Genomic DNA, 24,668 nt, shown 5'->3' with positions numbered 1-24,668 from the left:
GATGGCGGTGTGAATCAGTAGCGGCGGTGTTCCGGTTCGAGGAAGGTCCAGGCGACGAAGCGGCTCTGCTTCTGTCCCTGAGCCATGTCTACGGTGCGGATGGAGAGGGCGCCGGCCTTCTTCAGTGCGCGGCGGAAGTCGTCCAGGTTGCCGGCTTTGGACACCAGCGAGCTGAACCAGCGGACCTGCTGGCCGACCTCGGCGCTTTCCGCCGCCAGCTTGCGCAGGAAGGCGATCTCGCCACCTTCGCACCACAGCTCGTTGCTCTGCCCGCCGAAGTTCAGTTTGGGCAGCTGGCGCGACGGGTCGAGCTTGCCGAGGTTCTTCCATTTGCGCCGGCTGCCGCTGCTGGCCTCTTCCGGCGAGGCGTGGAAGGGCGGGTTGCACAGCGTCGCGTCGAAGCGCTCATCGGCGCCCAGCAGGCCGCGGAAAATGTGTTTCGGATCGTGCTGCTGGCGCAGTTCGATGGCCTCGCTCAGGCCCGGATTGCAGTCGACGATGGCGTGGGCGGAGGCCAGGGCGGCGGGTTCGATGTCCGACCCGAGGAAGCGCCAGCCGTAGTCGCGGTGGCCGATCAACGGGTAGATGCAGTTGGCGCCGACGCCGATGTCCAGCACGCGCACGTCCGGCCCGCGCGGCACGCTGCCGGCGTTTTCCTCGGCGAGCAGGTCGGCCAGGTAGTGCACGTAGTCTGCGCGGCCGGGGATCGGCGGGCAGAGGAAGCCGGAGGGAATGTCCCACTGGCCGATGCCGTACTGCGCTTTCAGCAGGGCGCGGTTGAACACGCGCACGGCCTCGGGGCTGGCGAAATCGATGCTCGGCTTGCCGTAGGGGTTGGTGATGACGAAGCGGCCCAGCTCCGGGCAGCCCTCGATCAGCGCCGGGAAGTCGTAGTGCCCCTGGTGGCGGTTGCGCGGGTGCAGCAGGTTCGGCCGCTTGGCGGCGGGGTCGCGCAGGAGCTGGGCGGGCTTTGCCGGGGCGGCGGGGCGTTTGGGCGATCTGGGTGCTTTCGACATGAGGGAGCGCGGGGCTGGGAGGCGGTGGGCGATTTTCCCACAGTTGCGCGCTTCAGCCGAGCAGCACGTTGCCCAGGCGGTCGAACAGCAGGCAGCAGAGCAGCAGCGGAATCGGCAGGCCGAGCAGGGTGCCGAGCATGTAGGGCCAGAAACCGATGCCCGAGAGCGCGAGGCTGTAGTTCAGCGTCGGCGAGGTGATGAAGGCGTGGCGGAGCAGGAACACGCTGCTCGCCGGGCGCTGGTCGAGGTGGCTGAACACCGCGCGGGTGAGCTTGTTGTTCAGCAGGCGCAGGCCATTGCCGCCGACGGCGCGCACGATCAGGAAGGTGAAGCCGCAGGAGAATACCGCCGCGCAGTAGGTGATCAGCCCACCCCATAGCTTGCCCATGGCCAGCACGGCGGCGGCGAGGAACAGCAGGCCGGGGATGTGCAGCAGGTTGCCCAGGGCGAACAGCCCGACGAACAGCAGCAGGCCGCGCAGGCGGTGGTCGGTCAGCTCGTTGCGCAGGTAGTCGAGGCTGAACTCCTCGTGCAGCCCGCTGGCGCGGTACAGCAGCACCAGCACCACGGCAAAGGCGACCAGCAGGAACAGTCGGCGCAAGCGCCAGAGGGCGGGTGGGACGGCAAGCATACGGGCGGGCTCAGGGGTACTGCAGGATGTCCTTGATCTTCGGCAGGTGCGCGGCGATCCAGCGCGGATCGATGGCGCCCCAGTCGCGGATGCGGTAGTGGCCGGCGTTGTTGCGCTCGCCGTCGTGCTGCTCGAAGGCGCAGTCGATGTCCAGGTCGGCCAGCGCGGCCAGGGTGTCCTGGGCGGTGCGCCGGGGCATGCCGGTGGCGTCCATCAGCGCCGGGACGCTGGTGGCAGTGCCGCTGTCGATCAGCCAGGCGACATACAGGCGGCGGTAGAAACTGCTTTTGGTCTTGCTCACTTCCATCGAGACGATTCCTTGGCGATCTTGTAATGGGCGGCTACAGCGGCAGCAGCCAGGGTACCAGCACAACGCTGACGATCATCACCAGAATCGTGAAGGGTACGCCAACCTTGACGAAATCGGCGAAGCGATAGCGTCCCGGTCCCAGCACCAGGGTGTTCACCGGCGAGGAAATCGGCGTCATGAAGGCGGCCGACGCGGCCAGCGCGACGATCATCGCGAAGGCTTCCGGAGAGGCGCCCAGGGCCTTGGCCGTGGCGATGGCCACCGGCGCCATGAGCACGGCGGTGGCGGTGTTGGAGATGAACAGGCCGATCACCGCGGTCAGCACGAACAGGCTGGCGAGGATGGCGTAGGGCCCGGCGCCGCCAAGGGCGCCGACCAGGCCATTGACCGCCAGGGTGATGCCGCCGGTCTTCTGCAGCGCCAGGGCAAAGGGCAGCATGCCGACGATCAGCAGCAGGCTCTGCCAGTGGATGGAGCGGTAGGCACTGTCCATGTCGATGCAGCGGAACGCGCCCATCAGCAGGCAGGCGATCAGCGCAGCCATGACGTTGGGGACCAGGCCGCTGACCATCAGGATCACCATCACCGCCAGGCTGAACAGCGCATGGGGCGCCTGGCTGGCGGCGGGGGCAGCCTCGTCCACTTCCATCGGCAGGCCGAGCACGAGGAAGTCGCGACCACGGGTCTGCAACTGACGGATGTCCTTCCACGGTCCGACCACCAGCAGCGTGTCGCCGACTTTCAGCTTGGCTTCCAGCAGCCCTTCCACCACGGCTTCGCGGTTGCGGCGCAGGCCGACCACGTTGAGGCCGAACTGGCTGCGGAACTCCAGGTCGAGCACGCTCTTGCCCAGCAGGGCGGACTCCGGGGGCAGGGTCACCTCGGCCATGCCGACCTCATGGGAACGCTCGCTGAAGTAGTCGCCCTGCAGGCTTAGCGGCTCCAGGCCGTACTCGTGGTAGAGGCCCAGCAGGTCGGTGCGCTCGCCGAAGATATCCACCAGCAGCACGTCACCGGCCTGGAGCTGGATGTTGGCGTTGGGGCTGAGGATCTTCATGCGGAAATGCGCGGTGCGCTCGATGGCCACCACGTTGGTGCCGGCGCGGGCGCGCAGCTCCACTTCGCTCAGGCTCATGCCCACCAGCCGTGAATCGTGGCGGATGCGCAGGCGGCGCTCGCGGCCGGCGAGCTGGTAGTCGCGGATCAGGTCGCCCAGGGTGCGACGCTTGACGTTCTGCCCGGCATCGCTGTCGTCATCGCCCAGCCAGCGGCGCGCCACCAGCATGTAGGCGACGCCGAGCACCAGCACCACCAGGCCGAACGGCGTGAAGCTGAAGAAGCCGAAGCCCTTCGAGCCTTCGCGCACCAGCTCGCTGTGGATCACCACGTTGGGCGCGGTGGCGACCAGGGTGAGCATGCCGCTGATCAGCCCGGCGAAGCTCAGCGGCATCATTAGCCGGCGCGGTGATACGTGCAGGCGCGCGGCGATGCTCAGGACCACCGGAATGAAGATGGCGACCACGCCGGTGGAACTCATCACCGAGCCAAGCCCGGCCACGGCGAGCATCAGCAGCACCAGCAGGCGCGTCTCGCTGGCGCCGGCGCGGCGGGTCAGCCATTCGCCGATGCGGTAAGCCACGCCGGTGCGAACCAGGCCTTCGCCGATGACGAACAGCGCGGCGATCAGGATGACGTTGGGATCGGCGAAGCCGGCCAGCGATTCCTGCACGCTGAGGATGCCCGACAGCGGCAGGGCGACCATCACCAGCAGGGCGACCACGTCCATGCGCGGACGGTTGATGACGAACAGCCCGACGGCGGTGGCGAGCAGGGCGAGGACCCAGATCAGTTGCAGACTCATGCGCTTCCCTAGCGATTTCCCGGCGCCATTGTGCCCGCAGGAGCGGGCGCAATGCCTTGACCCGGTGCAGCTTAGCGAAGCCTGCGCTGCTGCGGGGGATGCTTGAAGTCCTCAGGGCAGCCGTGCGACCGGGGTGATCTGCTGTGGATCGGTGCGCAGTTCGATCAGCGCCGGCTTGCCGCTGGCCTGGGCACGCTCGAAGGCGGCGGCGAAATCCTCGGTTCTCTCCACCAGCTCGCCATGGGCACCGAAGGCGCGGGCGAGGGCGACGAAGTCGGGGTTGCGCAGCTCGGTTGCGCTGATGCGGCCGGGGTACTCACGCTCCTGGTGCATGCGGATGGTGCCGAGCATGCCGTTGTTGACCACGATGACGGTCAGCGCCGCGCCGTACTGCACGGCGGTGGCCAGCTCCTGCGGGTACATCATGAAGCAGCCGTCGCCGGCGAAGCACACCACGCTGCGCTGCGGTTCGCGCAGCTTGGCGGCGATGGCGGCAGGGAAGCCGTAGCCCATGGCGCCATTGGTGGGGGCCAGCTGGCTGCGCGGCGCGCGGTAGCGGTAGAAGCGGTGCACCCAGACGGCGTAGTTGCCGGCGCCGTTGCTGACGACCGCGTCATCCGGCAGCGTTTCGTTCAGGTACTGGACGACCTGGGTGAGGTCTACGCCCTGTGGCGGTTCTGCGTTCTGCGGTGGGGTGATGTAGCTGAGGTAATCGGCGCGGGCGGCGGCGGTCCATTCGGCCCAGGGCGTCTCGGCGAGCGGAGCGAGGCCGGCGAGGGCGGCGGCGATCTCCGGCATGCCGGCCTGGATGCTCTGGTCCGCCTGGTAGACGCGGCCCAGCTCGCTGGCGTCAGGGTAGACGTGGATCATGCCCTGCAGCGGGCGTGGGCTCTGGATCAGGCTGTAGCCGGCGCTGGGCGTTTCACTCAGGCGCGAGCCGAGCACCAGCAGCAGGTCGGCTTCCTGCACGCGTGCGGTGAGCCTAGGCGAGGCGCCGAAGCCGAGCTGGCCGGCGTACTGCTCGTCGCGGTTGTCGATCAGGTCCTGGCGGCGGAACGAGGCCACCAGCGGCAGGCGGTTGGCGCGGGCGAAGGCGCGAACCTGCGCGCAGGCCTGCGGCGTCCAGCCGGTGCCGCCGACGATCAGCAGCGGGCGCCGGGCCTGGCTAAGGCGCTCGCGCAGTTCGGCCAGCGAACCGGCGCTTGGCGCTGCTCGGGTGATCGGCGTCGGCGCTACGTCGGCGACCTGTGCAGAGCCGAACAGCACTTCCTCCGGCAGCCCGATCACCACCGGGCCGGGTCGCCCGGACTGGGCGACGCGGAAGGCGCGGGCGACGATCTCGGGCAGGCGACGGATGTCGTCGACCTCGGTGGCCCACTTGGCCAGGCCGCCGAACATCTGCCGATAGTCCACCTCCTGGAAGGCTTCGCGGCCCTTGAATGCGCTTTCCACCTGGCCGATGAAGAGGATCATCGGCGTCGAGTCCTGCATCGCCGTGTGCACGCCGTTGGCTGCGTGGGTCGCGCCCGGCCCGCGGGTGACGAAGCAGATGCCGGGGCGGCCGGTGAGCTTGCCGTAGGCATCGGCCATGTTCGAGGCGGCGCCTTCGTGGCGGGTGACGATGGTCTGGATGGCGGCCGCGTCGTGCAGCGCATCGAGCACCGGCAGGTAGCTTTCGCCGGGGATGCAGTAGACGGTATCCACCGCGTGGCGCAGCAGGGCATCGACGAGGAGCTGGCCGCCGTTGCGGGCCGGAGTATCGGACATGGGCGTGGGGTTCCTTGGCAGGGGAGCAGGGTGCAGCTGTGCGCTGATCTTCGGCGAAGCTGCGTGGTGATCCAAGCGAGCATTCTTCGCAAGGTCATTCCTCCGGGGAATGAACGGTGCCTCGAGGGAGACGCATGCCAGAGCGGGCGCGACGACGAACCGCGCTGGTATTTCCCCGTGGTTGTCTATGGTTGATGCACGGGCGCAGACGCGTCCGCAGGACGATATTGCTGCAAAAGGAGAACCTCCCATGTACCACCTCTCGTCCCGAGCGCTGCTCGCCGGCTTCTTCGCCACCTCCAGCCTGCCCCTGTATGCCGCCCTGCCTTCGGCGCCGGGGTACGTCGATGACAGCGGCTACAGCGCCGCCGCGAAAACCCGCATCCTCCCGGCGATGTTCGAGCAGAAGCTCACCAGCACGAAGTACATCGCCAAGGCCGACAACCCGCTGATCACCCTGGCCGAATCCACCGGCTTCAAGCAGACCTCCGATTACCACCAGACCCGCGCCTGGCTGCAGAAGCTGGCCGATGCCTCCGGCGGCGCCATCATCCTCAGCGACCTGCCGGAGAACAGCGCCACCGGCGAGCCTATGCTGCTGGTGACAGCCAGCCGCGAGGCGGACAAGTCGGCGGCGGGGCTGAACAAGTCCGGCAAACCGACGATCTTCGTCGAGGCAGAAATCCACCCCGGCGAGGCCAACGGCAAGGACGCTATGTTCATGCTGCTGCGCGACATGACCACCGGCGACAAGCCGCTGGCCGCGCTGCTGGACAAGGTGAACATCCTCTTCATCCCCACCGTGAACATCGACGGCGACCTGCGCCGCAGCCCCTACGGGCGGATCAACCAGAACGGCCCGGAGGTCACCGGCTGGCGCGTGAACGGCCTGAACTACAACCTCAACCGCGACTTCACCAAGCTCGACAGCGCGGAGATCCGCAACGTTGCCTCGGTGTTCAACCAGTACGACCTGAGCTTCTTCGCCGACACCCATTCCACCGACGGCGCCATGTATCCCTACGACAGCTCCTACTGCCACAACGGCAACGGCTGGTCGCCGGCTTCCAGCGAGTGGATGGACAAAGTAATGCGCGGCCCGGTGTACAAGGAGCTGGAGGGCGACGGGCATGTGGTCCACGAGTGCATCAGCTTCAACGACAACCAGGACCCGACCCAGGGCTACTATCCATACCGCACCGACCTGGCGCGTTTCTCCAACCAGTACGGCGACATCCGCAACGTGCCGTCGATCCTCATCGAGCAGCACGCGCTGCATCCGTATGAAACCCAGGTGCTGGGCAACTACGTGATGCTCAAGGCGATGTTCCAGGTGATCGGCGACAACGCCGATTCGCTGAAACAGGCCATTGGCAAGGACCGCGAACGGCTGGCGGCGCAGAAGGAGGTGATCCTTACCTGGAAGCCGGGCGACCCGCAGCACACGCCGTTCACTGTCGGTGATTACCGCTATGAGGTGTCGCCCATCACCGGCAAGAAGACCATCGTCTGGAGCAACAAGCCCAAGCAGCTGAACGTGCCGGTCACCGACAACTCGGTGCCGGACCTGGTGGTGAAGCGGCCGAAGCAATACGTGGTGCCGGTGCAGTGGAGCGAGGTGATCGCGCGCCTGAAGTCCCACGGCATCCAGATGAAGACCCTGGACAAGGCGACGCCCATCGAGGTGACCCTGTACCGCATGGATAACATCAAGTTGGCCGGTGGCTTCGAGCCTGACCGCGCGGCCACCAACGAGATTCCCGGTTATGAGGGGCATCTGCTGGTCAGTGGCGTCGGCAAACCCTTCCAGCGCCTGCAGACCTACCCGGCAGGCTCGGTGGTGATCGACACCGACCAGCCGCTGGGCGTGCTGGCGGTCAACTTGCTGACGGCGGAAAGTCCGGACTCGTTCTGGTCCTGGGGCTTCTTCAACTCGACCCTGGTGGTGGCCGAGGAGCCGGAGGAATACGTGATGGAGCCGATGGCGCGCAAGATGCTCGCCGAAGACCCGGAGCTGAAGGCCGAGTTCGAGAAGAAACTCAAGGACGACAAGGCCTTCGCCAAGGACGCCCAGGCACGGCTGCAGTGGTTCTTCGAGCGCACGCCGTTCCATGACGTGAATGCCTACGTGTACCCGGTGGGGGCGGTGTACTGAAGCCCGACCTGCAGAAATGACAACGGCGCCCGTGGGCGCCGTTGTTTATACCGTTCCAGGCCTTACAGGCTGGCGATCTTCTCGCGCTGCTGGATCAGGTTGGTCACGGCCTGCTCGGCTTCAGCGAGCTTGGCGCGTTCCTTCTCGATCACTTCCGGCGGGGCCTTGGCGACGAAGCCTTCGTTGGACAGCTTACCGCCCACCCGTTTGACTTCACCTTCCAGGCGCTGGATTTCCTTGTCCAGACGCGCCATCTCGGCGGCCTTGTCGATCAGGCCGGCCATCGGCACCAGCACCTGCAGGTCGCCGACCAGCGCGGTGGCGGACATCGGCGGCTCTTCGCCTTCGTCCAGTACGCGAATGGTCTCGAGCTTGGCCAGCTTCATCAGCAGCGGCTCGTTGTCGGCCAGGCGGCGGTGGTCCTCGGGGGAGGCGTTGTTCAGCACCAGGTCGATGCGCTTGGCCATGGAGATGTTCATCTCGCCGCGGATCTGGCGGATGCCCAGCATCAGCGCCTTGACCCACTCGATGTCGCCTTCGGCGGCGGCGTCGATCTTCGCCTCGTCGGCGACCGGCCAGGGTTGCAGCATCAGGGTGTCACCGGACTTCGCAGCGGCGCCCTTGATGCGCTGCCAGATTTCCTCGGTGATGAACGGCATGAACGGGTGCGCCAGGCGTAGTGCGGTTTCCAGCACGCGCGCCAGGGTGCGACGGGTGCCGCGCTGGCGTTCGATCGGCGCGTTCTCGTCCCACAGTACCGGCTTGACCAGTTCCAGATACCAGGCGCAGTACTCGTCCCAGATGAACTCGTAGAGGGCCTGGGTGGCCAGGTCGAAGCGGAAGGCGTCGAGCTGACGCGCGACTTCGATCTCGGTGCGCTGCAGGGCGGAGATGATCCAGCGGTCCACCGAGGACAGCTCGACCGGCTCGCCATTGACGCCGGTGTCCTTGCCATCGGTGTTCTCGATGACGAAGTTGGCGGCGTTCCACAGCTTGTTGCAGAAGTTGCGGTAGCCCTCGACGCGGCCCATGTCGAACTTGATGTCGCGACCGGTGGAAGCTAGCGAGCAGAAGGTGAAGCGCAGGGCGTCGGTGCCGTAGCTGGCGATGCCTTCGGGGAACTCGGCTTTCGTCTGCTTGGCGATCTTCTCGGCGAGCTTGGGCTGCATCATGCCGCTGGTGCGTTTCTCCAGCAGCTCGTCGAGGGTGATGCCATCGACGATGTCCAGCGGGTCGAGCACGTTGCCCTTGGACTTGGACATCTTCTGGCCCTGGCCGTCGCGCACCAGACCATGGACGTAGACGGTCTTGAACGGGATCTGCGCGGTGCCATCGCCATTCTTGATCAGGTGCATGGTCAGCATGATCATGCGCGCAACCCAGAAGAAGATGATGTCGAAGCCGGTCACCAGCACGTCGGTGGGGTGGAAGGTCTTCAGGTATTCGGTCTGTTCCGGCCAGCCGAGGGTGGAGAAGGTCCACAAGCCCGAGCTGAACCAGGTGTCGAGGACGTCTTCGTCCTGGCGCAGGTTGGCGTCGCCCAGGTTGTGCTTGGCGCGGACTTCGGCCTCGTTGCGGCCGACGTAGACGTTGCCGGCATCGTCGTACCAGGCCGGGATGCGATGGCCCCACCACAGCTGACGGCTGATGCACCAGTCCTGGATGTCGCGCATCCAGCTGAAGTACATGTTCTCGTACTGCTTGGGCACGAACTGGATGCGGCCGTCTTCCACGGCGGCGATGGCCGGTTCGGCCAGCGGCTTGGTGGAGACGTACCACTGGTCGGTCAGCCACGGCTCGATGACGGTGCCGGAGCGGTCGCCCTTGGGCACTTTCAGCGCGTGATCGTCGATCTTCTCCAGCAGGCCGGCGGCTTCGAAGTCGGCAACGATCTGCTTGCGCGCGACAAAGCGGTCGAGACCGGCGTAAGCGGCTGGCAGGCTGGCGTCCAGCTCGGCGTTGACGCTGCCGTCGAGCTTGAACACCTGTGCGACGGCGAGGACGGCGGCGTCCTTGTCGAAGATGTTGATCAGCGGCAGGTCGTGGCGCTTGCCGACTTCATAGTCGTTGAAGTCGTGGGCCGGGGTGATCTTCACGCAGCCGGTGCCGAACTCGCGGTCGACATAGTCGTCGGCGATGATCGGGATACGGCGGCCTACCAGCGGCAGGTCGATGAAGGTGCCGATCAGCGCGGCGTAGCGCTCGTCTTCCGGGTGGACGGCGACGGCGCTGTCACCCAGCATGGTTTCCGGGCGGGTGGTGGCGACGATCAGGTGGTCCTTGCCGTCGGCGGTCTTGTTGCCGTCGGCCAGCGGGTAGCGCAGGTGCCAGAGGTGGCCCTTCTCGTCGTGGTTCTCTACTTCGAGGTCGGAAATGGCGGTGTGGAACTTGGTATCCCAGTTGACCAGGCGCTTGCCGCGGTAGATCAGGCCGTCCTCGTGCAGGCGCACGAAGGCTTCCTTCACGGCGTTGGACAGGCCTTCGTCCATGGTGAAGCGCTCGCGCGACCAGTCCACGGAGGAGCCCAGGCGGCGAATCTGGCGGGTGATGGTGCCGCCGGACTGGTCCTTCCACTCCCAGACCTTCTCCAGGAACTTCTCGCGGCCCAGATCATGACGGGCGATGCCCTGGGCGGCCAGCTGGCGCTCCACCACCATCTGGGTGGCGATGCCGGCGTGGTCGGTGCCCGGCTGCCACAGGGTGTTGCGGCCCTGCATGCGGCGGTAGCGGATCAGCGCGTCCATGATGGCGTTGTTGAAGCCGTGGCCCATGTGCAGGCTGCCGGTGACGTTCGGCGGCGGGATCATGATGGTGTACGGCTCGCCGGAACCTTGCGGGGCGAAGTAGTTCTCTCTCTCCCAGAGGGGGTACCAGTGGGATTCGATGGCGTGGGGCTGGTAGGTCTTGTCCATGAGCGCGGTGGGACCCTGATAAGGCTAGACGGAAAACCGCTGAGTATAACGGGTGGCGGGGAGTTCAGGCCACCGGGGCGGTTTTCCGTGTGGCCAAGGGCAGTCTGCAGGAGCGAGCTTGCTCGCGAACCGCCACCACTGCGAGCCTGCAGAAGAGCGTTCGCGAGCAAGCTCGCTCCTACAAAAAAGCGGAGTGGTGCGGGGCGTCAGGGCTTGCGCTGGGCCAGCAGGCGCTGCATCCGTGCTTCGAGGCGGCGCTGCAGTTCGGCTTCGATCTGCGGGGCGAAGTCGTCGAGGACGTCCTGCAGGATCAACTGGGCCGCGGCGCGCAGTTCCAGGTCCAGGCGGTGCAATTCGCTGGCTGCCGCCGAGGCTTGCGGCGCGGCGGGCTGGGCCGCAACGGGCTCCGCTGCCTGGGGCGCGGGCGTGACGACGTCGGAGAGCAGCGGGATGTTGTCCGGCTCGAAGGATTCGGTGAGCAGCGGCGGCTCGGCGCCTGACTCGTCCAGCAGGTCCTGGATCTTCTTCAGGTCTTCCAGCAGGTGGTCGGGGTCGTGCGGAGGCTTGTGGTTGTCCATGGTGTCTGGCTGAGACGCTCTCAAGGGCGCGGCAGGCGGTGGTCCTGCAAAGGATAGCCCTGCTCGCGGTAGCGACGGAAATTCTCCCGCGCGGCCTGACGAATCGCCGGTTCCTCGATCACCAGCTCGGCGACCCGGTTGAAGCGGTCGACGAAGTCGGGAATGGCCAGGGTCAGGTTGATCAGCAGGTCCCGGTGGCTTTCCGGCGGCTCACCGAGGGCGAGCACGATCGGCGAGTCTGCATCTTCTTCCACCGCGTTGTGTGGGATGAAGGTTTCGTCCCGGAAGTTCCATAGCCGGGCGTCCAGCGCATCGCGCTGGGCCTCGTCGCTGCACAGCACGAAGATACGCATGCCTTGCCGCCAGGCTTTTTCAGCCAGGCGGCAGGCGATGATCAGGCGTGCGTCGGGATCGGCGCTGGGAATGACGTAGAAATCCACACGCGTCATGCGTTCGATCCCATCGGCAGGTTGCACTGTGCCATTACTTGGCGCGGTCCAGCAGGTACTGGGTCAGCAGCGGAACCGGACGGCCCGTGGCGCCCTTGTCCTTGCCGCCGCTGATCCAGGCGGTGCCGGCGATGTCCAGGTGCGCCCAGTGGAACTTCTTCGCAAAGCGCGACAGGAAGCAGCCGGCGGTGATAGTGCCGGCCTTCGGCCCGCCGATGTTGGCGATGTCGGCGAAGGGGCTGTCGAGCTGTTCCTGGTACTCGTCGAACAGCGGCAGCTGCCAGGCGCGATCGTCGGCGACTTCACCGGCCTTGAGCAGTTGCTTGATCAGCGCGTCGTTGTTGCCCATCAGGCCCGAGGTGTTGGAGCCCAGGGCGACGATGCAAGCACCGGTCAGGGTGGCGATGTCCACCACGGACTGCGGTTTGAAGCGCTCGACGTAGGTCAGCGCGTCGCACAGTACCAGGCGGCCTTCGGCGTCGGTGTTGAGGATTTCGACGGTCTGGCCGCTCATGGTGGTGACGATGTCGCCCGGACGGGTGGCGCCGCCGCTGGGCATGTTCTCGGCACAGGCCATCACGCCCACCAGGTTGATCGGCAGTTGCAGTTCCAGCACGGCGCGGAAGGTGCCGAACACGGAAGCGGCGCCGCACATGTCGAACTTCATCTCGTCCATGCCCAGGCCGGGCTTCAGGCTGATGCCGCCGGTGTCGAAGGTGATGCCCTTGCCGACCAGTACATGCGGAGCCTCGTCCTTTTTCTTCGCGCCGTTGTATTGCAGCACGATCAAGCGCGGTGGCTGGTCGCTGCCCTGGGCGACGGCGAGGAAGGAGCCCATGCCCAGCTCGCGCAGTTTCTTCTCGTCGAGGACTTCGACCTTCAGGCTCTTGTATTCCTTGCCCAGCGCCTTGGCCTGCTCGCCGAGGAAGGTCGGGTGGCAGAGGTTCGGCGGCAGGTTGCCCAGGTCGCGGGTCAGCGCCATGCCGTTGGCGATGGCCTGGGCTTCCTTGGCACCGTGCTCGACAGCAGCGGCGTCGGCCTTGTCGGCGAGCAGGGTGATCTTTTTCAGTTTTGGCGCTTCGGCCTTCTGGCTCTTGAAACGGTCGAAGACGTAGGTGCCGTCGGCCAGGGTTTCCACCTGCAGGCGGGCCTTGCCGTGGGCGTTGCGGCCTTTCACTGCCAGGTCGCCCAGGGCCAGGACGGCGTCGGCGCCACCCAGGTTTTTCAGATTGTTCAGGACGGCGGAAACCAGTTTGCGGTAGGCGCGGTCGGAGAGTTCGCGCTCTTTGCCGGCGCCGACCAGCAGGACGCGCTCGGCCTTAATGTTGGGTAAATCTTGCAGCAGTAGTGTCTGGCCCACCTTGCCTGCCAGATCGCCGCGCTTGAGCAGGTTGGCGATGGCACCGCCGGTGGCTTCGTCGACGGCCTTGGCGGTGGCGCCAAGCTTGCGGCCTTCGCCTACGGCGATGACCAGGGTGGCGGTCTTGAGAGTTTCCGGACGTACGCTTTTTACAAGGAATTCCATGGCTGAGTGTCCCCGGGACAAAGAGCAGAAAGGTCTGCGAATGAAGGTGGACTGCGCAGTGACAGGCCTGGCGAATCGCAGGATAATGCCGGCTATTTGCGCTGGGTCGCGTCCGCGCGTACCCGGCAATGCTTCACGGCGGCTAGTTTGAGCGTAGCCGCCTGAGCGTGACAACCCTGGAGTGTCCGGTTTGATTGTCTTCCGTTACCTGTCCCGTGAAGTGTTGATCACCATGAGCGCGGTGAGCGCCGTGCTGCTGGTCATCATCATGAGCGGCCGTTTCATCAAGTACCTGGCGCAGGCGGCCCAAGGCCTGCTCGATCCGGGTTCGCTGTTCATGATCATGGGCGTGCGCCTGCCGGGCTTCCTGCAGCTGATCCTGCCGCTGGGCCTGTTCCTCGGCATCCTGCTGGCCTATGGCCGCCTGTACCTGGACAGCGAGATGACCGTGCTCACCGCCACCGGCATGAGCCAGCAGCGCCTGTTGGCCATCACCCTGGCGCCGGCGCTGTTCATCGCCCTGCTGGTGGCCTGGCTGAGCCTGTGGCTGGCGCCCCAGGGCATCACCCAGATGCAGTTGCTGCTGAACAAGCAGGATGCGATGACCGAATTCGACACCCTGGCGCCAGGGCGCTTCCAATCGATGCGCGATGGCACGCGGGTGACCTATACCGAAACCCTGGCCAACGAACGCACCGAGCTGGGCGGGGTGTTCATCTCCGACAAGAACCGCCCGCGCAATGGCAAGGACGGCGGCACTTCGGTGCTGGTCGGTACCACCGGCGTGCAGGAAATCCATGCTGACGGCAGTCGCTACCTGATCCTCAAGGACGGCTATCGCTACGATGGCACGCCGGGGCAGGCCGATTACCGCGAGATCAAGTACGACACCTACGCGGCGCTTCTTCCTAAGCCGGAAGTGAGCAGCGAGATCGACGACCGCGACGCCATTCCCACCTCCGACCTGCTGGGCAGCGACGATCCGCGCATGCAGTCCGAGCTGCAGTGGCGCCTGTCCATCCCGCTGCTGGTCTTCGTGGTGACCGTGCTGGCGGTGCCGCTGTCACGCGTCAACCCGCGCCAGGGTCGCTTCCTCAAGCTGCTGCCAGCCGTGCTGCTGTACATGGCCTATCTGGCGCTGCTGATCGCCGGACGCGGCATGCTCGACAAGGGCAAGATCCCCATGGCACTGGGCCTGTGGTGGATCCATGGGATATTCCTGAGCATCGGCCTGTTGTTGCTGTACTGGGAGCCGCTGCGTCTGAAGCTGGCCGCCAAGCGAGCGAAGTCGGGCGGAGTGATGAAGCATGCGTAAGCTGGATCGCTATATCGGTACCACCGTCTTCGTTTCCATTCTTGCGGTACTAGGGGTGATCCTCGGTCTGGCTGAGCTGTTCGCCTTCGTCGACCAGTTGGGGCAGATCGACGAGAGCTACACCCTGACCGAAGCGCTCAAGTTCGTGCTGCTCACGGCGCCGAGCCGCGGCTACGACATGCTGCCGATGGCCGCGCTGATTGGCTGCCTGGTGGGCTTGGGTACCCTGGCCAGCAACAGCGAACTGACCATCATGCGCGCCGCTGGCGTGTCGCTGCAGCGCATCGTCTGGGCGGTGATGAAACCGATGCTGGTGCTGATGTTCGCCGGCATCCTGGTGGGCGAGTATGTGATTCCCTACACCGAAACTGCTGCCCAGAGTGGTCGCGCCCTGGCCCAGAGCAGCAATGGCTCGCAAAGCTCCAAGTCGGGACTGTGGCACCGCCAGGGGCATGAGTTCATCCACATCAACGTGGTGCGCCCGGATGGCGTGTTGCTCGGTGTGACCCGCTACAACTTCGACGACAACCGTCGCCTGCAGAGCGCGAGCTTCGCGCGTCAGGCGGTGTTCGAGAACGACCAGTGGCAACTGCAGGATGTGACCACCTCCGTGCTGCACGCGGCTGAGAAGCGCAGTGAAGTCGTGAGCAAGCCCAGCGAGATCTGGAATATCCAGCTCAGTCCGCAACTGCTCAACACCGTCGTGATGGAGCCGGAGGCGCTGTCGATCACCGGCCTTTGGAATTACATCCATTACCTGCAGGACCAGGGCCTGAGCTCCAACCGCTATTGGCTGGCGTTCTGGACCAAGATCCTGCAGCCGCTGGTGACCGCCGCCCTGGTGCTGATGGCGATTTCGTTCATCTTCGGCCCGCTGCGTAGCGTGACCCTCGGCCAGCGCGTGTTCACCGGCGTGCTGGTGGGCTTCACCTTCCGTATCGCCCAGGATCTGCTCGGCCCGTCGAGCCAGGTATTCAACTTCCCGCCGCTGCTGGCGGTGCTGGTGCCGGCTGCGATCTGTGCCTTCCTCGGCACGCTCCTGTTGAAACGGGCAGGCTGAGTCCGCTCGCGGGATAGAACCTGCGCCCACAAAAAAGCCGGCAATCGCCGGCTTTTTTATTGCCCTCACGTCAGCCCCGTCCCTGCGTTGCCTTGCGCACCGCCTTGGGGATCTGGATCACCACGCTTTCCGAGTAGCGGTCCTGCCAGGTGCGCTTGTCCTTGTCCCAGAGCATCCAGAGGAAGCCCAGGCCGGCGCAGCCCCAGGACGCGATGGCGATGACAAAGCGCAGCAGCGCCTGCATCAGAGTGATGCGCGTGCCGTTGGCGTTCTGTACGCGAACGCCCCAGACCTGCATACCCAGTGTCTGACCGCTGTGAGTCCAGAACTTCGCGAAGAAGGCGAAAATGCTGATGAACAGCAGGCTGGACAGCAGTGGGTCGCCGGTCAGCGCACCCTGGTCGGCCAGCATCCGGAGCTTTTCGCTGCCATAGATCAGGCGCAGGAAGCCTTGCTGGTAGACCAGCGTCACCACCATCAACAGGGCCACGCAGAGCAGGAAGTCGTAGAACATCGCGGCAAAGCGACGGAGGAGCGTGGCGGGCGGGAAGTCTCCCACGGGCTGGAGCTGCTGCGGCTTGGACATGAGCGTCTTCTGTGGTGATCAGGATGGATGGGGCCGGGATTATACGGATTCCATCACGCGGCGCCCGGTGGCGGAGGCTGTTCTAAGCTCAAACCACGTCGCTACCCATGGGGGAGTGGCAATGCGTCGCAGGTCGCGGCGCCGTCGAGCAAGGAACAAGGATGCCGCTTCGCAGCTACACCCGGCGCCGGCTGCTGCCCCGCCTGGTTTTCTCCCTTTCCATGGCCCTGCTGCCGTTGCTGCTGGGCAGCGCCATCATCTATTGGCAGGCCTTGCGCACCCTGAGCGTCGAGGCACGTACTGCTTCGAACGAGGCCGTTCGGCTGTTCGACGTGATGCTGGGCAATGCGGCAGGGGCCGCCAAGGTGGCCCTGCTGCATGTGGATGAGGGCTGCGACGATGCGACGCTCGTCCTGCGCGAACAGGTGGCGGTGGTGCCGTTCGTCCGGTCGGTCAACCTGACACGAGATGACCATATCTATTGCACGTCGCTCTTCGGCGATTTCGAAGCGCCCCTGGATCCGAGCCTGTATGTCTCCGGGCGGCTGCGGATGATGGCCGGTAATGAAGTCACGCCAAACTACGCGCTGTTGATCCTGCGGCGGGTCGAGGGGCGTCACGCCGCGCTGGCGACCGTGGATGGGCGTTACCTGAGCAACACGCTGCAACTGGTCGATCAACGCAGCGATTTGCAACTGCAGGTCGGCGGGCAGTGGATGGACGAGGAGGGCAGGGTGTTCGACAGCCAGCCCGCCCCCCTGCCGTTGGGGCATGTCGAGCTTTCCTCCGAGCGATTCCCCTACAAGGTCATCGGTGGCTTCCCCGAAGGGGCGCAATGGCGGCATATCCACGAAGATGCGTGGCCGCTGGTGGCGCTGTTGTTGATGCTGGGTGGGGCATCGGGCGTGGCCTGCTACTGGCTGTGGGGGCGTTCGGCGACGCCAAGCCTGGAGCTTGAGCGTGCCTTGCTCGCCGGGGAATTCGTACCGTACCTGCAACCGCTGGTCGACGCCCGGGACGGCCGCTGGGTCGGTGCTGAAGTGCTGATGCGCTGGGCCCATCCGCGTGAGGGTATGGTCGGTCCCGACTTGTTCATCCCGATGGCCGAACGCTCAGGGCTAATCGTGGCGATGACCCGCGAACTGTTTCATCAGGTGGCCGATGGACTGGCGCCGCACGCGCATCTGTTGGGCGAGGGCTTCCACCTGGGCTTCAACATCAGTGCCCGGCACTGCACGGAGCCGGGATTGTTCGCGGATTGTCGTGACTTCCAGGCGCGCTTCCTGCCCCATCGCCCGGAGCTGACCCTGGAGCTGACCGAGCGCGAACTGATCGTTTCCAGCGAGGTGACCGACGAGCTGTTCGACAATCTTCATGGCCTGGGCGTCAAGCTGGCCATCGACGACTTCGGCACTGGCAACTCCAGCCTGGCTTACCTGCATCGCTTCAAGGTGGATGCGCTGAAGATCGACAAGAGCTTCGTGGCGATGATCGGTGTGGACGCACTGTCCTCCCATATTCTGGACAGCATCGTCGAACTGTGCGGCAAGCTGGACCTGATGATCATCGCCGAGGGGGTGGAAACCGAGCAGCAGCAAGCCTATCTCGCCTCGCGCGGCGTGGAGGTGCTGCAAGGGTACCTCTTCGATCGACCGATGCCGCTGGCGGCATTTGTCGAGGCATTGCGGGATCTACGCTCCGGGAGCTGACCCTGCCCACGGGCCGCGCGCCGGATGCCCGCCGGGGCCGCCATGCAAAATCGCGCACCCTGCTGCGAGTGAATGGCGGCCCCCGGCTCGATCCGCACGATCAAGCTGTCTCGATAGTGAGCTGATAAATAGCTGAATTAGGATGTTCCTGAAGATTCAGAAAAATATTCTTTGGTTACTTAATTTATTTTGATAGTTAAAGGTTATCAGTCTGCCTGTAGTTATCTTGCAATATGATAATGCCGCTTTGTTTTCATGTTTTTTTCACGATTTATTGATGCGAATTCAATAGTTGGTACGGTTGTTCTGGGTGTCGCTATAGAAACTTTTCTAGTATTTGGATTGAGCGGGTAAGTGCCCGGAATATAGCCCTTGCTGCTTATGGTGCATTTCGCTCTTAAGCCTCGTGATACGTAGCCTGCGGCTTTGCTTGTGAGACGGGTGGTTCGCGTTTTAATTAGCTATTTCTATATAGGGCTAAACTTCGGCGACGACTGGTATTGAAATAGATGGTCGGCGGAGTGGCGATTCGCCATTTAACTAATAGAGTCATGAAAAAGGGCCGGCAGAGTGAGTCTCGATAATGCCAGTTAGTTCCCGTGGTTTTACCCTGATCGAATTGATGGTGGTGGTGGCGATAGTGGCGATTCTGGCTACGATCGCTTACCCCAGCTATCAGCAGTACATCATCCGGGGCAAGCGATCGGCGGCCCAGGCGCAAATGATGGACATCGCCAACCGTCAGCAGCAGTACCTGCTGGCCAACCGCTCCTACGCCAGCAAAGCGCAGCTGGAAAGCGGTGGTTATTCGCTGCCCAGCGACGTTTCGGGCAACTACAGCTACGCCATTACCTTAGGCAGCGGCACGCCCCCTACCTTCACCGTTACCTTCACCCCGAGCGGCACCCAGGCCCGCGACGGCGACCTGACCCTCAGCAGCGACGGCAGCAGGACGCCGTCGGCCAAGTGGTGAATCCCATGCTGAAGTTCCGTCAGAGGGGATTCACCCTCATTGAGCTGATGGTCAGCATCCTGATCATCTCGCTGGGCCTGCTGGGCTTGGCACGACTGCAGATGCGCATGCAGCTGTCGGATATGGAGTCCTACCAGCGCGCCCAGGCCTTGCTGCTGATCAACGACATCTCCAGCCGGATGACGGCTAACCCCAACAATGCATCCGGCTACGTCACAACGTCCCCGGTAGGCTCCGGGATGACCTGCCCCACCGGCAGCTCGACCCGCCAGCAGGTGGACCTCGCCGACTGGTGCAATAGCCTGCAGGGTGCGGCGGAAATCGGCGGCGGCAACGTCAAGGCTGGTGCGATGCTCGGCGGGCGGGGGTGTATCCAGTCGCTGGGCAGCAACCAGTACATGATCACCGTGGCCTGGCAGGGGGTTGGTCCGATATCGTCGCCGCCCACCAGTGTGGCCTGCGGCAGTGGCAGCTACAACGGCAGTTCCGGCTGCATCAATGACCTGTGCCGGCGCGTCGTGACCACTATCGTGCGGGTAGCGACGCTATGAGGCACGCGGCCAGGCAGCGCGGTTTTACGCTGGTCGAGCTGATGGTGGTGGCCACCGTCAGCCTGCTGATCATGGCAGGGGTGATGGGGCTCTACCTGAACCTGAGCCGCACCAACGATGATATGGCCAAGACTAACGCGCTGATCGAGAACGGTCGTTTCGCCATCGGACTTATGCAGGAAGACTTTGCCCATGCCGGGTTCTGGAACGGCTACATCCCGCAGTTCGACGACTTGACGGTTACCGGTGTGCCTGGCGATGTCCCCACCGCGCTGGCTCCGGTGTGCTCGGACTTCTCCAGCTGGAGCCAGACGGACAAGCTCAACGCTGTCGGCATTGTGGTGCAGACGTATTCGGCAGTGCCCAGTGGCTGTTCGGGAATAGTCACTGATCTGGCCGCGAACTCGGATGTGGTGGTGATCCGTCATGCCGAGACCTGCTCGCCGGGTGTTGGCACTTGCGATGCGCTCGCGGCCGGCAAGGTGTATTTCCAGGCGTCGTTCTGCGACAGCGACGCCGATGCTTCGAATCCCAATCCCTTTATCCTAGGCACCTCCGGTTTCACCTTGCGCCAGCGCGATTGTTCAACCCTGGCCGAGCGCCGAAAGTTCGTCACTAACGTCTATTACGTACGCACCTATGCCGTGACGGCCGGCGATGGAATCCCCACCCTCATGCGCGCGCAGTTCGATTCCTCGGGCGGCGCCACCCCCACCAATGCCCTGCAAGCGGCAGTGCCGATGATCGAAGGCATTGAGTCCTTCCGCGTCGAGCTGGGGCTAGACAACGTCAGCGACTCCGGCGCCGCGGTGAACTACCTGCAGGCTGTGGCCTGGGCTGACAACGCTACCAAGACCTCGCCAACCAACCGCGGCGATGGCTCGCCGGACGGCAATTTCGTCCATTGCGGGTCCACATCCTGCACGGCGGCTCAACTGGTCAGCGTGGTTGAGGCTCGCCTCTATGTAGTGGCGCGTAGTCGCACACCGACACAGGGCTACAGCTCCGACAAGACCTACACCCTCGGCTCGGCCACCCTCGGCCCGTACACCGATGGCTATAAACGGCACCTGTTCACTTCCAGCGCCACGCTGGTGAACGTATCCCGGCGGAGGCAGACGCCATGAAGACTTACCGCAGAAAGGGAAGCCAGCAGGGCGCGACGCTGGTGATCACTCTGGTGATGTTGCTGATGCTGATGCTGATGGTTGGCAGCGCCTACAACCTGAGCGGCACCAACCTGAAGGCCGTGGGCAACATGCAGTTCCGCAACGAGGCGATCGCCTCGGCCAACATTGGTATCGAGAGGGTGCTGGGCTCGGCATTCACCTCTGCGCCAACGGCGGAGCAGCTTAACGTCGACATCAACAATGACGGCACTACCGACTACCAGGTGTCGATGGCCACGCCGGTTTGCCTGAGTGCGAAACAGACAGCCGGGTCCTCGCTGTGTGGCCAGCGGACCCAGGGCATGTGCAGCCAGGACTGGAACACCGTGTGGGAGCTGAATGCGACAGTGACCGACGCGGTGATGGGAACGGCGGTGAAGGTGCGGTCGGGGGTACGCGTGCAGCTCACCGATACGCAGAAGCGGACCGTGTGCGGAGCATGAAGATGAAAACTCAGGGCAGTCTCCCGATTCTCCAGCGCGTGCTCGTCTGCTGCGTTGTTTGCCTCGCCTCCATCGCCGCCCAGGCCGAAGATATCGACCTGTTCGTTGGCACACCGCCCAATGCGGCGGACGCGCCCAACGTCCTGATCATCATGGACAACACGGCGAACTGGAATAAACAGTTCCCCAGCGAGCAAGCGGCGCTGTACTCGCTGATCGGAGCATTGCCGGAAAACAAGTTCCGGGTTGGCCTGATGATGTTCAGTGAGACCGGCAGCCCCAACTCCAATGTCGGAGGTGGATACGTGCGTGCCGCGATCCGCCTGATGGATGCCTCCAGCAAGACCAAGTACCAGGCGCTGGTCAATAGCATCAGTACCAGCGGGTCCACCAAAGATGCCGGTAACGCGGGTAATGCGAGTCTGGTGATGGCGGAAGCTTGGGCGTACTACTCTGGCGGAACACCCTATTCGGGTAACAACAAGGAGAAGGCGGACTACACTGGCAACGTTGCCGGGACCGCAGCGTCCAAGGCCATTTATGCATTACCCAACAATGCCCTGTCTGCCTTCAACGGTTCCCGCTACACCAGCCCGGTCGTGGCCGGGTGCGCGAAGAACTTCATTATCTACATCAGCAACGGCGCTCCCCAGGACCCGCAATCGGTCATCACCCTGTCCGAAGGTTTGTTGAATACCGCCGGCGGTGACAAGAGCCAGATTCCAGTGTCTCCTGCTGCTGCTCAGGACAACGTGGCCGATGAATGGTCACGCTTCATGAAGAAGAGCGCGTTGAATGTCACGACCTATACGGTCGATGTCGACAAGGTCACCAACAACCCGCAGGGCATCGGATGGACCGCTCTGCTCAAGAGCATGGCCAACGTCAGTAGTGGCAAATATTTCGATGTGAGCTCGAACGGCAGCGGTGTTGCTGATGCGCTGAACGCCATCTTTTCCGAGATCCAGGCCACCAACAGCGTGTTCGCCTCGGTCACCCTGCCTGTGAGCGTCAATACCCAGAGCACTTACCTGAACCAGGTATTCGTCGGCATGTTCCGTCCTGATATGGACTCCTTCCCCCGTTGGCCTGGCAACCTCAAGCAGTACAAGCTGGGTATGGTCAGCGGGGCATTGAAAACAGTGGATGCCGACGGCCAAAGCGCCATCAATACCAGTACCGGCTTCGTTACCGAATGCGCGCGCAGTTTCTGGACGCCAAGCACGGCCGATAGCTACTGGGCATTCAGACCGCAAGGCGGATGCCTTACTGTCACCGGCGCAGATGCTTCCAACTACCCGGACGGCAATATCGTGGAGAAGGGCGCACAGGCCTATCGGCTGCGGCAGGGTGGCACGCGAACGGTCAAGACTTGCAGCGCCAGTAGTTGCACCGCCCTGACTAACTTCGACACGAGCAACGGGGCGGCCATCGGTCTTCTCGGTACCGCGAACACCACGGAGCGCGATGCGCTGATCAACTGGGCTCGGGGCGACGACACCCAGGACGAGAATACCAATGCCAATCTGACCGAGGTGCGTCCGTCGGTGCATGGTGATGTGGTGCACTCCCGTCCCGCGGCGGTCAATTATGGCACCGCCTCCTCGCCGCAAGTGGTGGTGTACTACGGTGGTAACGACGGCCTGCTGCGAGCAGTCAACGGCAACCGCACTACCGCGATTGGCTCGGTGCCGGCAGGCAGTGAGATCTGGTCGTTCATGCCGCCGGAGTTCTATCCCAATATCAAACGACTGCGCGACAACAGCGTGACTATTGCCTTCCCCGGGCATACCACCGGAACCCCCACGCCGCAGCCCAAGGCCTATGGCATGGACGGTTCGGTCACCACGGTCCGTCAAGGATCCAGTACCTGGATCTATGCGGCCATGCGCCGCGGCGGTCGGGCGCTGTACTCCTTCGACGTATCCACGCTGGGCAGCCCGTCTCTGAAATGGAAGATTGGCTGCCCGAACGTGACCAACGATACCGGCTGCTCCACCGGCTACAGCAATATAGGGCAGACCTGGGCCACTCCCGTGGCGTTCAAGGCGGCTGGCTATGGCAGCGGCGCCTCGACCATCCTGGCGATGGGGGGAGGCTATGACGCTTGTGAGGACGGGGACCCGAATACCTGCACCTCATCCTCGAAAGGCAATCGGATCTACATGATCGATGCCGACACCGGGACCGCGCTGAAAACCTTTACCACCGATAGAGGTGTGGTTGGTGACATAACCATGGTCGCCAACAGCAACGGTCAGGCCGTCTATGGCTATGCCGCCGACCTCGGGGGCAATGTCTACCGAATTTCCGGGGCGGATGCCGTTTCGCCCATCGGAACGACTTTGCCGGCCAACTGGACCATCACCAAGATTGCCTCGCTGGGTTGCAACTCAACTTCCAGTTGCACGGCTAACCGCAAGTTCCTCTATGGGCCCGAGGTTGCCGTGAGCAATGGGCAGTACATTATCCTGCTGGGTTCCGGCGACCGCGAAAAACCCTTGCTCAGCTATACCTCCGCTGCCAGCGTGGCTAATCGCTTCTATGCCCTGCGTGACAGTCCCTCCGATTCGACTTGGTTGACCGGCGAGAACACCACTTGCAGCGCGAATGTGATCTGCAATGCTTCCCTGCTGGCCATCACCAGCACTGCGAATCCCAGCGATGCCGACCTTGCCGCCCATCCCAAGGGCTGGTACCTGGGCCTGGCATCGAGCGAACAGGTGGTAACCTCGGCGCTCCTGCTGTTCGACACCATCATCTTTAGTACGCATGCGCCGCAGGTGGCGACCAGCACCAGTTGTGTCGGTCTCGGCACCGCGCGCAACTACAACATCAATTACCGGAACGCCTCGGCTCCTAGTGATCGTTTCCAGGTGATTGCCGGTGGCGGGTTGCCGCCTTCACCGGTGGCGGGCGTCGTGCAGCTCGACGATGGCACCCAGAAGCCGTTCATCATCGGTGGCGGTACCTGTGCCACCGATTCTTCGCTTCAAGGCTGCGAAGCGGTTCCGCCAGCGTCGGGCACCCGGCCCAAATCCTGGGTGTTCTGGGATATCGAGCGCTAGGAGGTCAGGAAAATGGGCGCATTCACTCGGTGTCGGACTGGCGGCTTCACCTTGCTCGAACTGGTGGTAACCCTGGTGGTCGCGGCAATCCTGATGGGAATCGCCGTACCATCGCTCAACGAGGCCACGTTGAGAAGCAAGCTCAGCGCCAGCGCCAACGATCTGGTAGCGGGCGTGGCCATGGGGCGCAGTGAGGCGATCAAGCGCAACGCGGTGACCAGCCTGTGCGTTTCAAGCGATGGCGCGAGTTGTGGCTCGGGGGGATGGGAACAGGGCTGGATCGTGATTTCCGGCGCGATTGTAATCCAGAAGCATCCCGCCGCGCCCAGAGGTTTCAAGGTCATCTCGAATGTCACCAAGATCGACTTTCAGCCGACCGGCGTCGGCAATACCCAGGCGAGCCTTACGGTCTGCCGGTACGCGCCATCTGCTGGTAGCACCGAGCGTCTGGTGAACGTCAGCGCCACCGGGCGCGCCTATGTCAGCAAGACCACGACTGGCATCTGCTCCTGAGCGGATCGGCGGGCAAATCGCAGACAACAAAAAACCGGCCAGAAAGCCGGTTTTTTGTGGGTTCCGGCAGTTCATCA

General features: G+C 64.0%; 20 protein-coding genes. 10 read left to right on the top strand and 10 right to left on the bottom strand.

What is annotated here, in order from left to right; genetic code table 11:
• Window positions 1-14: 14 nt before the first annotated feature.
• From rlmF to IB274_RS23780, 5 genes are all read right to left on the bottom strand, one after another.
• Complete coding sequence (rlmF, locus tag IB274_RS23800) at window positions 15-1,016, bottom strand: 23S rRNA (adenine(1618)-N(6))-methyltransferase RlmF (RefSeq protein ID WP_225614998.1); 1,002 nt, start codon at window positions 1,014-1,016, stop codon at window positions 15-17.
• Between the two features lie 52 nt (window positions 1,017-1,068).
• Window positions 1,069-1,647 (bottom strand): VTT domain-containing protein, encoded by a 579-nt coding sequence (locus IB274_RS23795; RefSeq protein ID WP_192435238.1) that lies wholly within the window; start codon window positions 1,645-1,647, stop codon window positions 1,069-1,071.
• A gap of 10 nt (window positions 1,648-1,657) precedes the next feature.
• Window positions 1,658-1,954, bottom strand: a complete 297-nt coding sequence (locus tag IB274_RS23790) for a winged helix-turn-helix domain-containing protein (protein ID WP_192435236.1) — start codon at window positions 1,952-1,954, stop codon at window positions 1,658-1,660.
• 34 nt (window positions 1,955-1,988) lie between these two features.
• Entirely contained in the window at window positions 1,989-3,818 is a 1,830-nt protein-coding gene (locus IB274_RS23785; protein ID WP_192435234.1) for an SLC13 family permease, read from the bottom strand.
• A gap of 111 nt (window positions 3,819-3,929) precedes the next feature.
• On the bottom strand, window positions 3,930-5,585 hold the full coding sequence (locus tag IB274_RS23780; RefSeq protein WP_192435232.1) for a thiamine pyrophosphate-binding protein: 1,656 nt from the start codon (window positions 5,583-5,585) through the stop codon (window positions 3,930-3,932).
• Window positions 5,586-5,835: 250 nt separating this feature from the next.
• Between IB274_RS23780 and IB274_RS23775 the strand changes: the two genes are divergently transcribed.
• Entirely contained in the window at window positions 5,836-7,740 is a 1,905-nt protein-coding gene (locus tag IB274_RS23775; RefSeq protein WP_192435230.1) for a M14 family metallopeptidase, read from the top strand.
• A gap of 62 nt (window positions 7,741-7,802) precedes the next feature.
• On the opposite strand, the gene IB274_RS23770 is transcribed toward IB274_RS23775, so the two are convergent.
• The 4 genes from IB274_RS23770 to IB274_RS23755 form a co-directional block, all read right to left on the bottom strand.
• Window positions 7,803-10,652 carry a valine--tRNA ligase gene (locus tag IB274_RS23770; protein WP_192435228.1) on the bottom strand — a complete coding sequence of 950 codons (2,850 nt, stop codon included), beginning with the start codon at window positions 10,650-10,652 and terminating at the stop codon, window positions 7,803-7,805.
• Between the two features lie 206 nt (window positions 10,653-10,858).
• Complete coding sequence (locus IB274_RS23765; protein WP_192435219.1) at window positions 10,859-11,230, bottom strand: DNA polymerase III subunit chi; 372 nt, start codon at window positions 11,228-11,230, stop codon at window positions 10,859-10,861.
• A gap of 20 nt (window positions 11,231-11,250) precedes the next feature.
• On the bottom strand, window positions 11,251-11,679 hold the full coding sequence (locus IB274_RS23760; protein ID WP_192435217.1) for a DNA polymerase III subunit chi: 429 nt from the start codon (window positions 11,677-11,679) through the stop codon (window positions 11,251-11,253).
• Window positions 11,680-11,713: 34 nt separating this feature from the next.
• Window positions 11,714-13,204, bottom strand: coding sequence for a leucyl aminopeptidase (locus IB274_RS23755; protein WP_192435215.1), 1,491 nt, complete (start codon window positions 13,202-13,204; stop codon window positions 11,714-11,716).
• A 190-nt stretch (window positions 13,205-13,394) separates the two neighbouring features.
• Here IB274_RS23755 and lptF point away from each other — a divergent pair, with 190 nt between their 5' ends.
• Window positions 13,395-14,519, top strand: coding sequence for an LPS export ABC transporter permease LptF (gene lptF / locus IB274_RS23750; RefSeq protein ID WP_192435213.1), 1,125 nt, complete (start codon window positions 13,395-13,397; stop codon window positions 14,517-14,519).
• Window positions 14,512-15,579, top strand: coding sequence for an LPS export ABC transporter permease LptG (gene lptG, locus IB274_RS23745; RefSeq protein ID WP_192435211.1), 1,068 nt, complete (start codon window positions 14,512-14,514; stop codon window positions 15,577-15,579). The genes lptF and lptG overlap by 8 nt, the downstream gene beginning before the upstream one ends.
• A gap of 70 nt (window positions 15,580-15,649) precedes the next feature.
• Here lptG and IB274_RS23740 read toward each other — a convergent pair whose 3' ends face one another.
• Window positions 15,650-16,165, bottom strand: coding sequence for an RDD family protein (locus IB274_RS23740; protein ID WP_192435209.1), 516 nt, complete (start codon window positions 16,163-16,165; stop codon window positions 15,650-15,652).
• Between the two features lie 161 nt (window positions 16,166-16,326).
• On the opposite strand from IB274_RS23740, the gene IB274_RS23735 reads away from it, so the two are divergent.
• From IB274_RS23735 to IB274_RS23705, 7 genes are all read left to right on the top strand, one after another.
• The gene (locus IB274_RS23735; protein WP_192435207.1) at window positions 16,327-17,874 is read left to right on the top strand and encodes a cyclic diguanylate phosphodiesterase; all 1,548 of its coding nucleotides are present in this window, start codon (window positions 16,327-16,329) and stop codon (window positions 17,872-17,874) included.
• 583 nt (window positions 17,875-18,457) lie between these two features.
• Window positions 18,458-18,847: a type IV pilin protein gene (locus tag IB274_RS23730; RefSeq protein WP_192435205.1), complete on the top strand. Its 390-nt coding sequence runs from the start codon at window positions 18,458-18,460 to the stop codon at window positions 18,845-18,847.
• Window positions 18,848-18,852: 5 nt separating this feature from the next.
• Window positions 18,853-19,398 carry a type IV pilus modification protein PilV gene (gene pilV, locus IB274_RS23725; protein WP_192435203.1) on the top strand — a complete coding sequence of 182 codons (546 nt, stop codon included), beginning with the start codon at window positions 18,853-18,855 and terminating at the stop codon, window positions 19,396-19,398.
• Entirely contained in the window at window positions 19,395-20,525 is a 1,131-nt protein-coding gene (locus tag IB274_RS23720) for a PilW family protein (protein WP_192435201.1), read from the top strand. The genes pilV and IB274_RS23720 overlap by 4 nt, the downstream gene beginning before the upstream one ends.
• Window positions 20,522-21,010 (top strand): hypothetical protein, encoded by a 489-nt coding sequence (locus tag IB274_RS23715; protein WP_192435199.1) that lies wholly within the window; start codon window positions 20,522-20,524, stop codon window positions 21,008-21,010. The genes IB274_RS23720 and IB274_RS23715 overlap by 4 nt, the downstream gene beginning before the upstream one ends.
• Before the next feature lie 2 nt (window positions 21,011-21,012).
• Complete coding sequence (locus tag IB274_RS23710; protein ID WP_192435198.1) at window positions 21,013-24,078, top strand: pilus assembly protein; 3,066 nt, start codon at window positions 21,013-21,015, stop codon at window positions 24,076-24,078.
• A gap of 12 nt (window positions 24,079-24,090) precedes the next feature.
• Window positions 24,091-24,591: a GspH/FimT family pseudopilin gene (locus IB274_RS23705; protein ID WP_192435197.1), complete on the top strand. Its 501-nt coding sequence runs from the start codon at window positions 24,091-24,093 to the stop codon at window positions 24,589-24,591.
• The last annotated feature ends 77 nt before the right edge of the window (window positions 24,592-24,668 follow it).

The organism is Pseudomonas sp. PDM18, from assembly GCF_014852585.1.
Classification (GTDB): Bacteria; Pseudomonadota; Gammaproteobacteria; order Pseudomonadales; family Pseudomonadaceae; genus Pseudomonas.
Note: the sequence above shows the minus strand (reverse complement) of the source record. Positions and strands in the feature narration are given on the sequence as shown.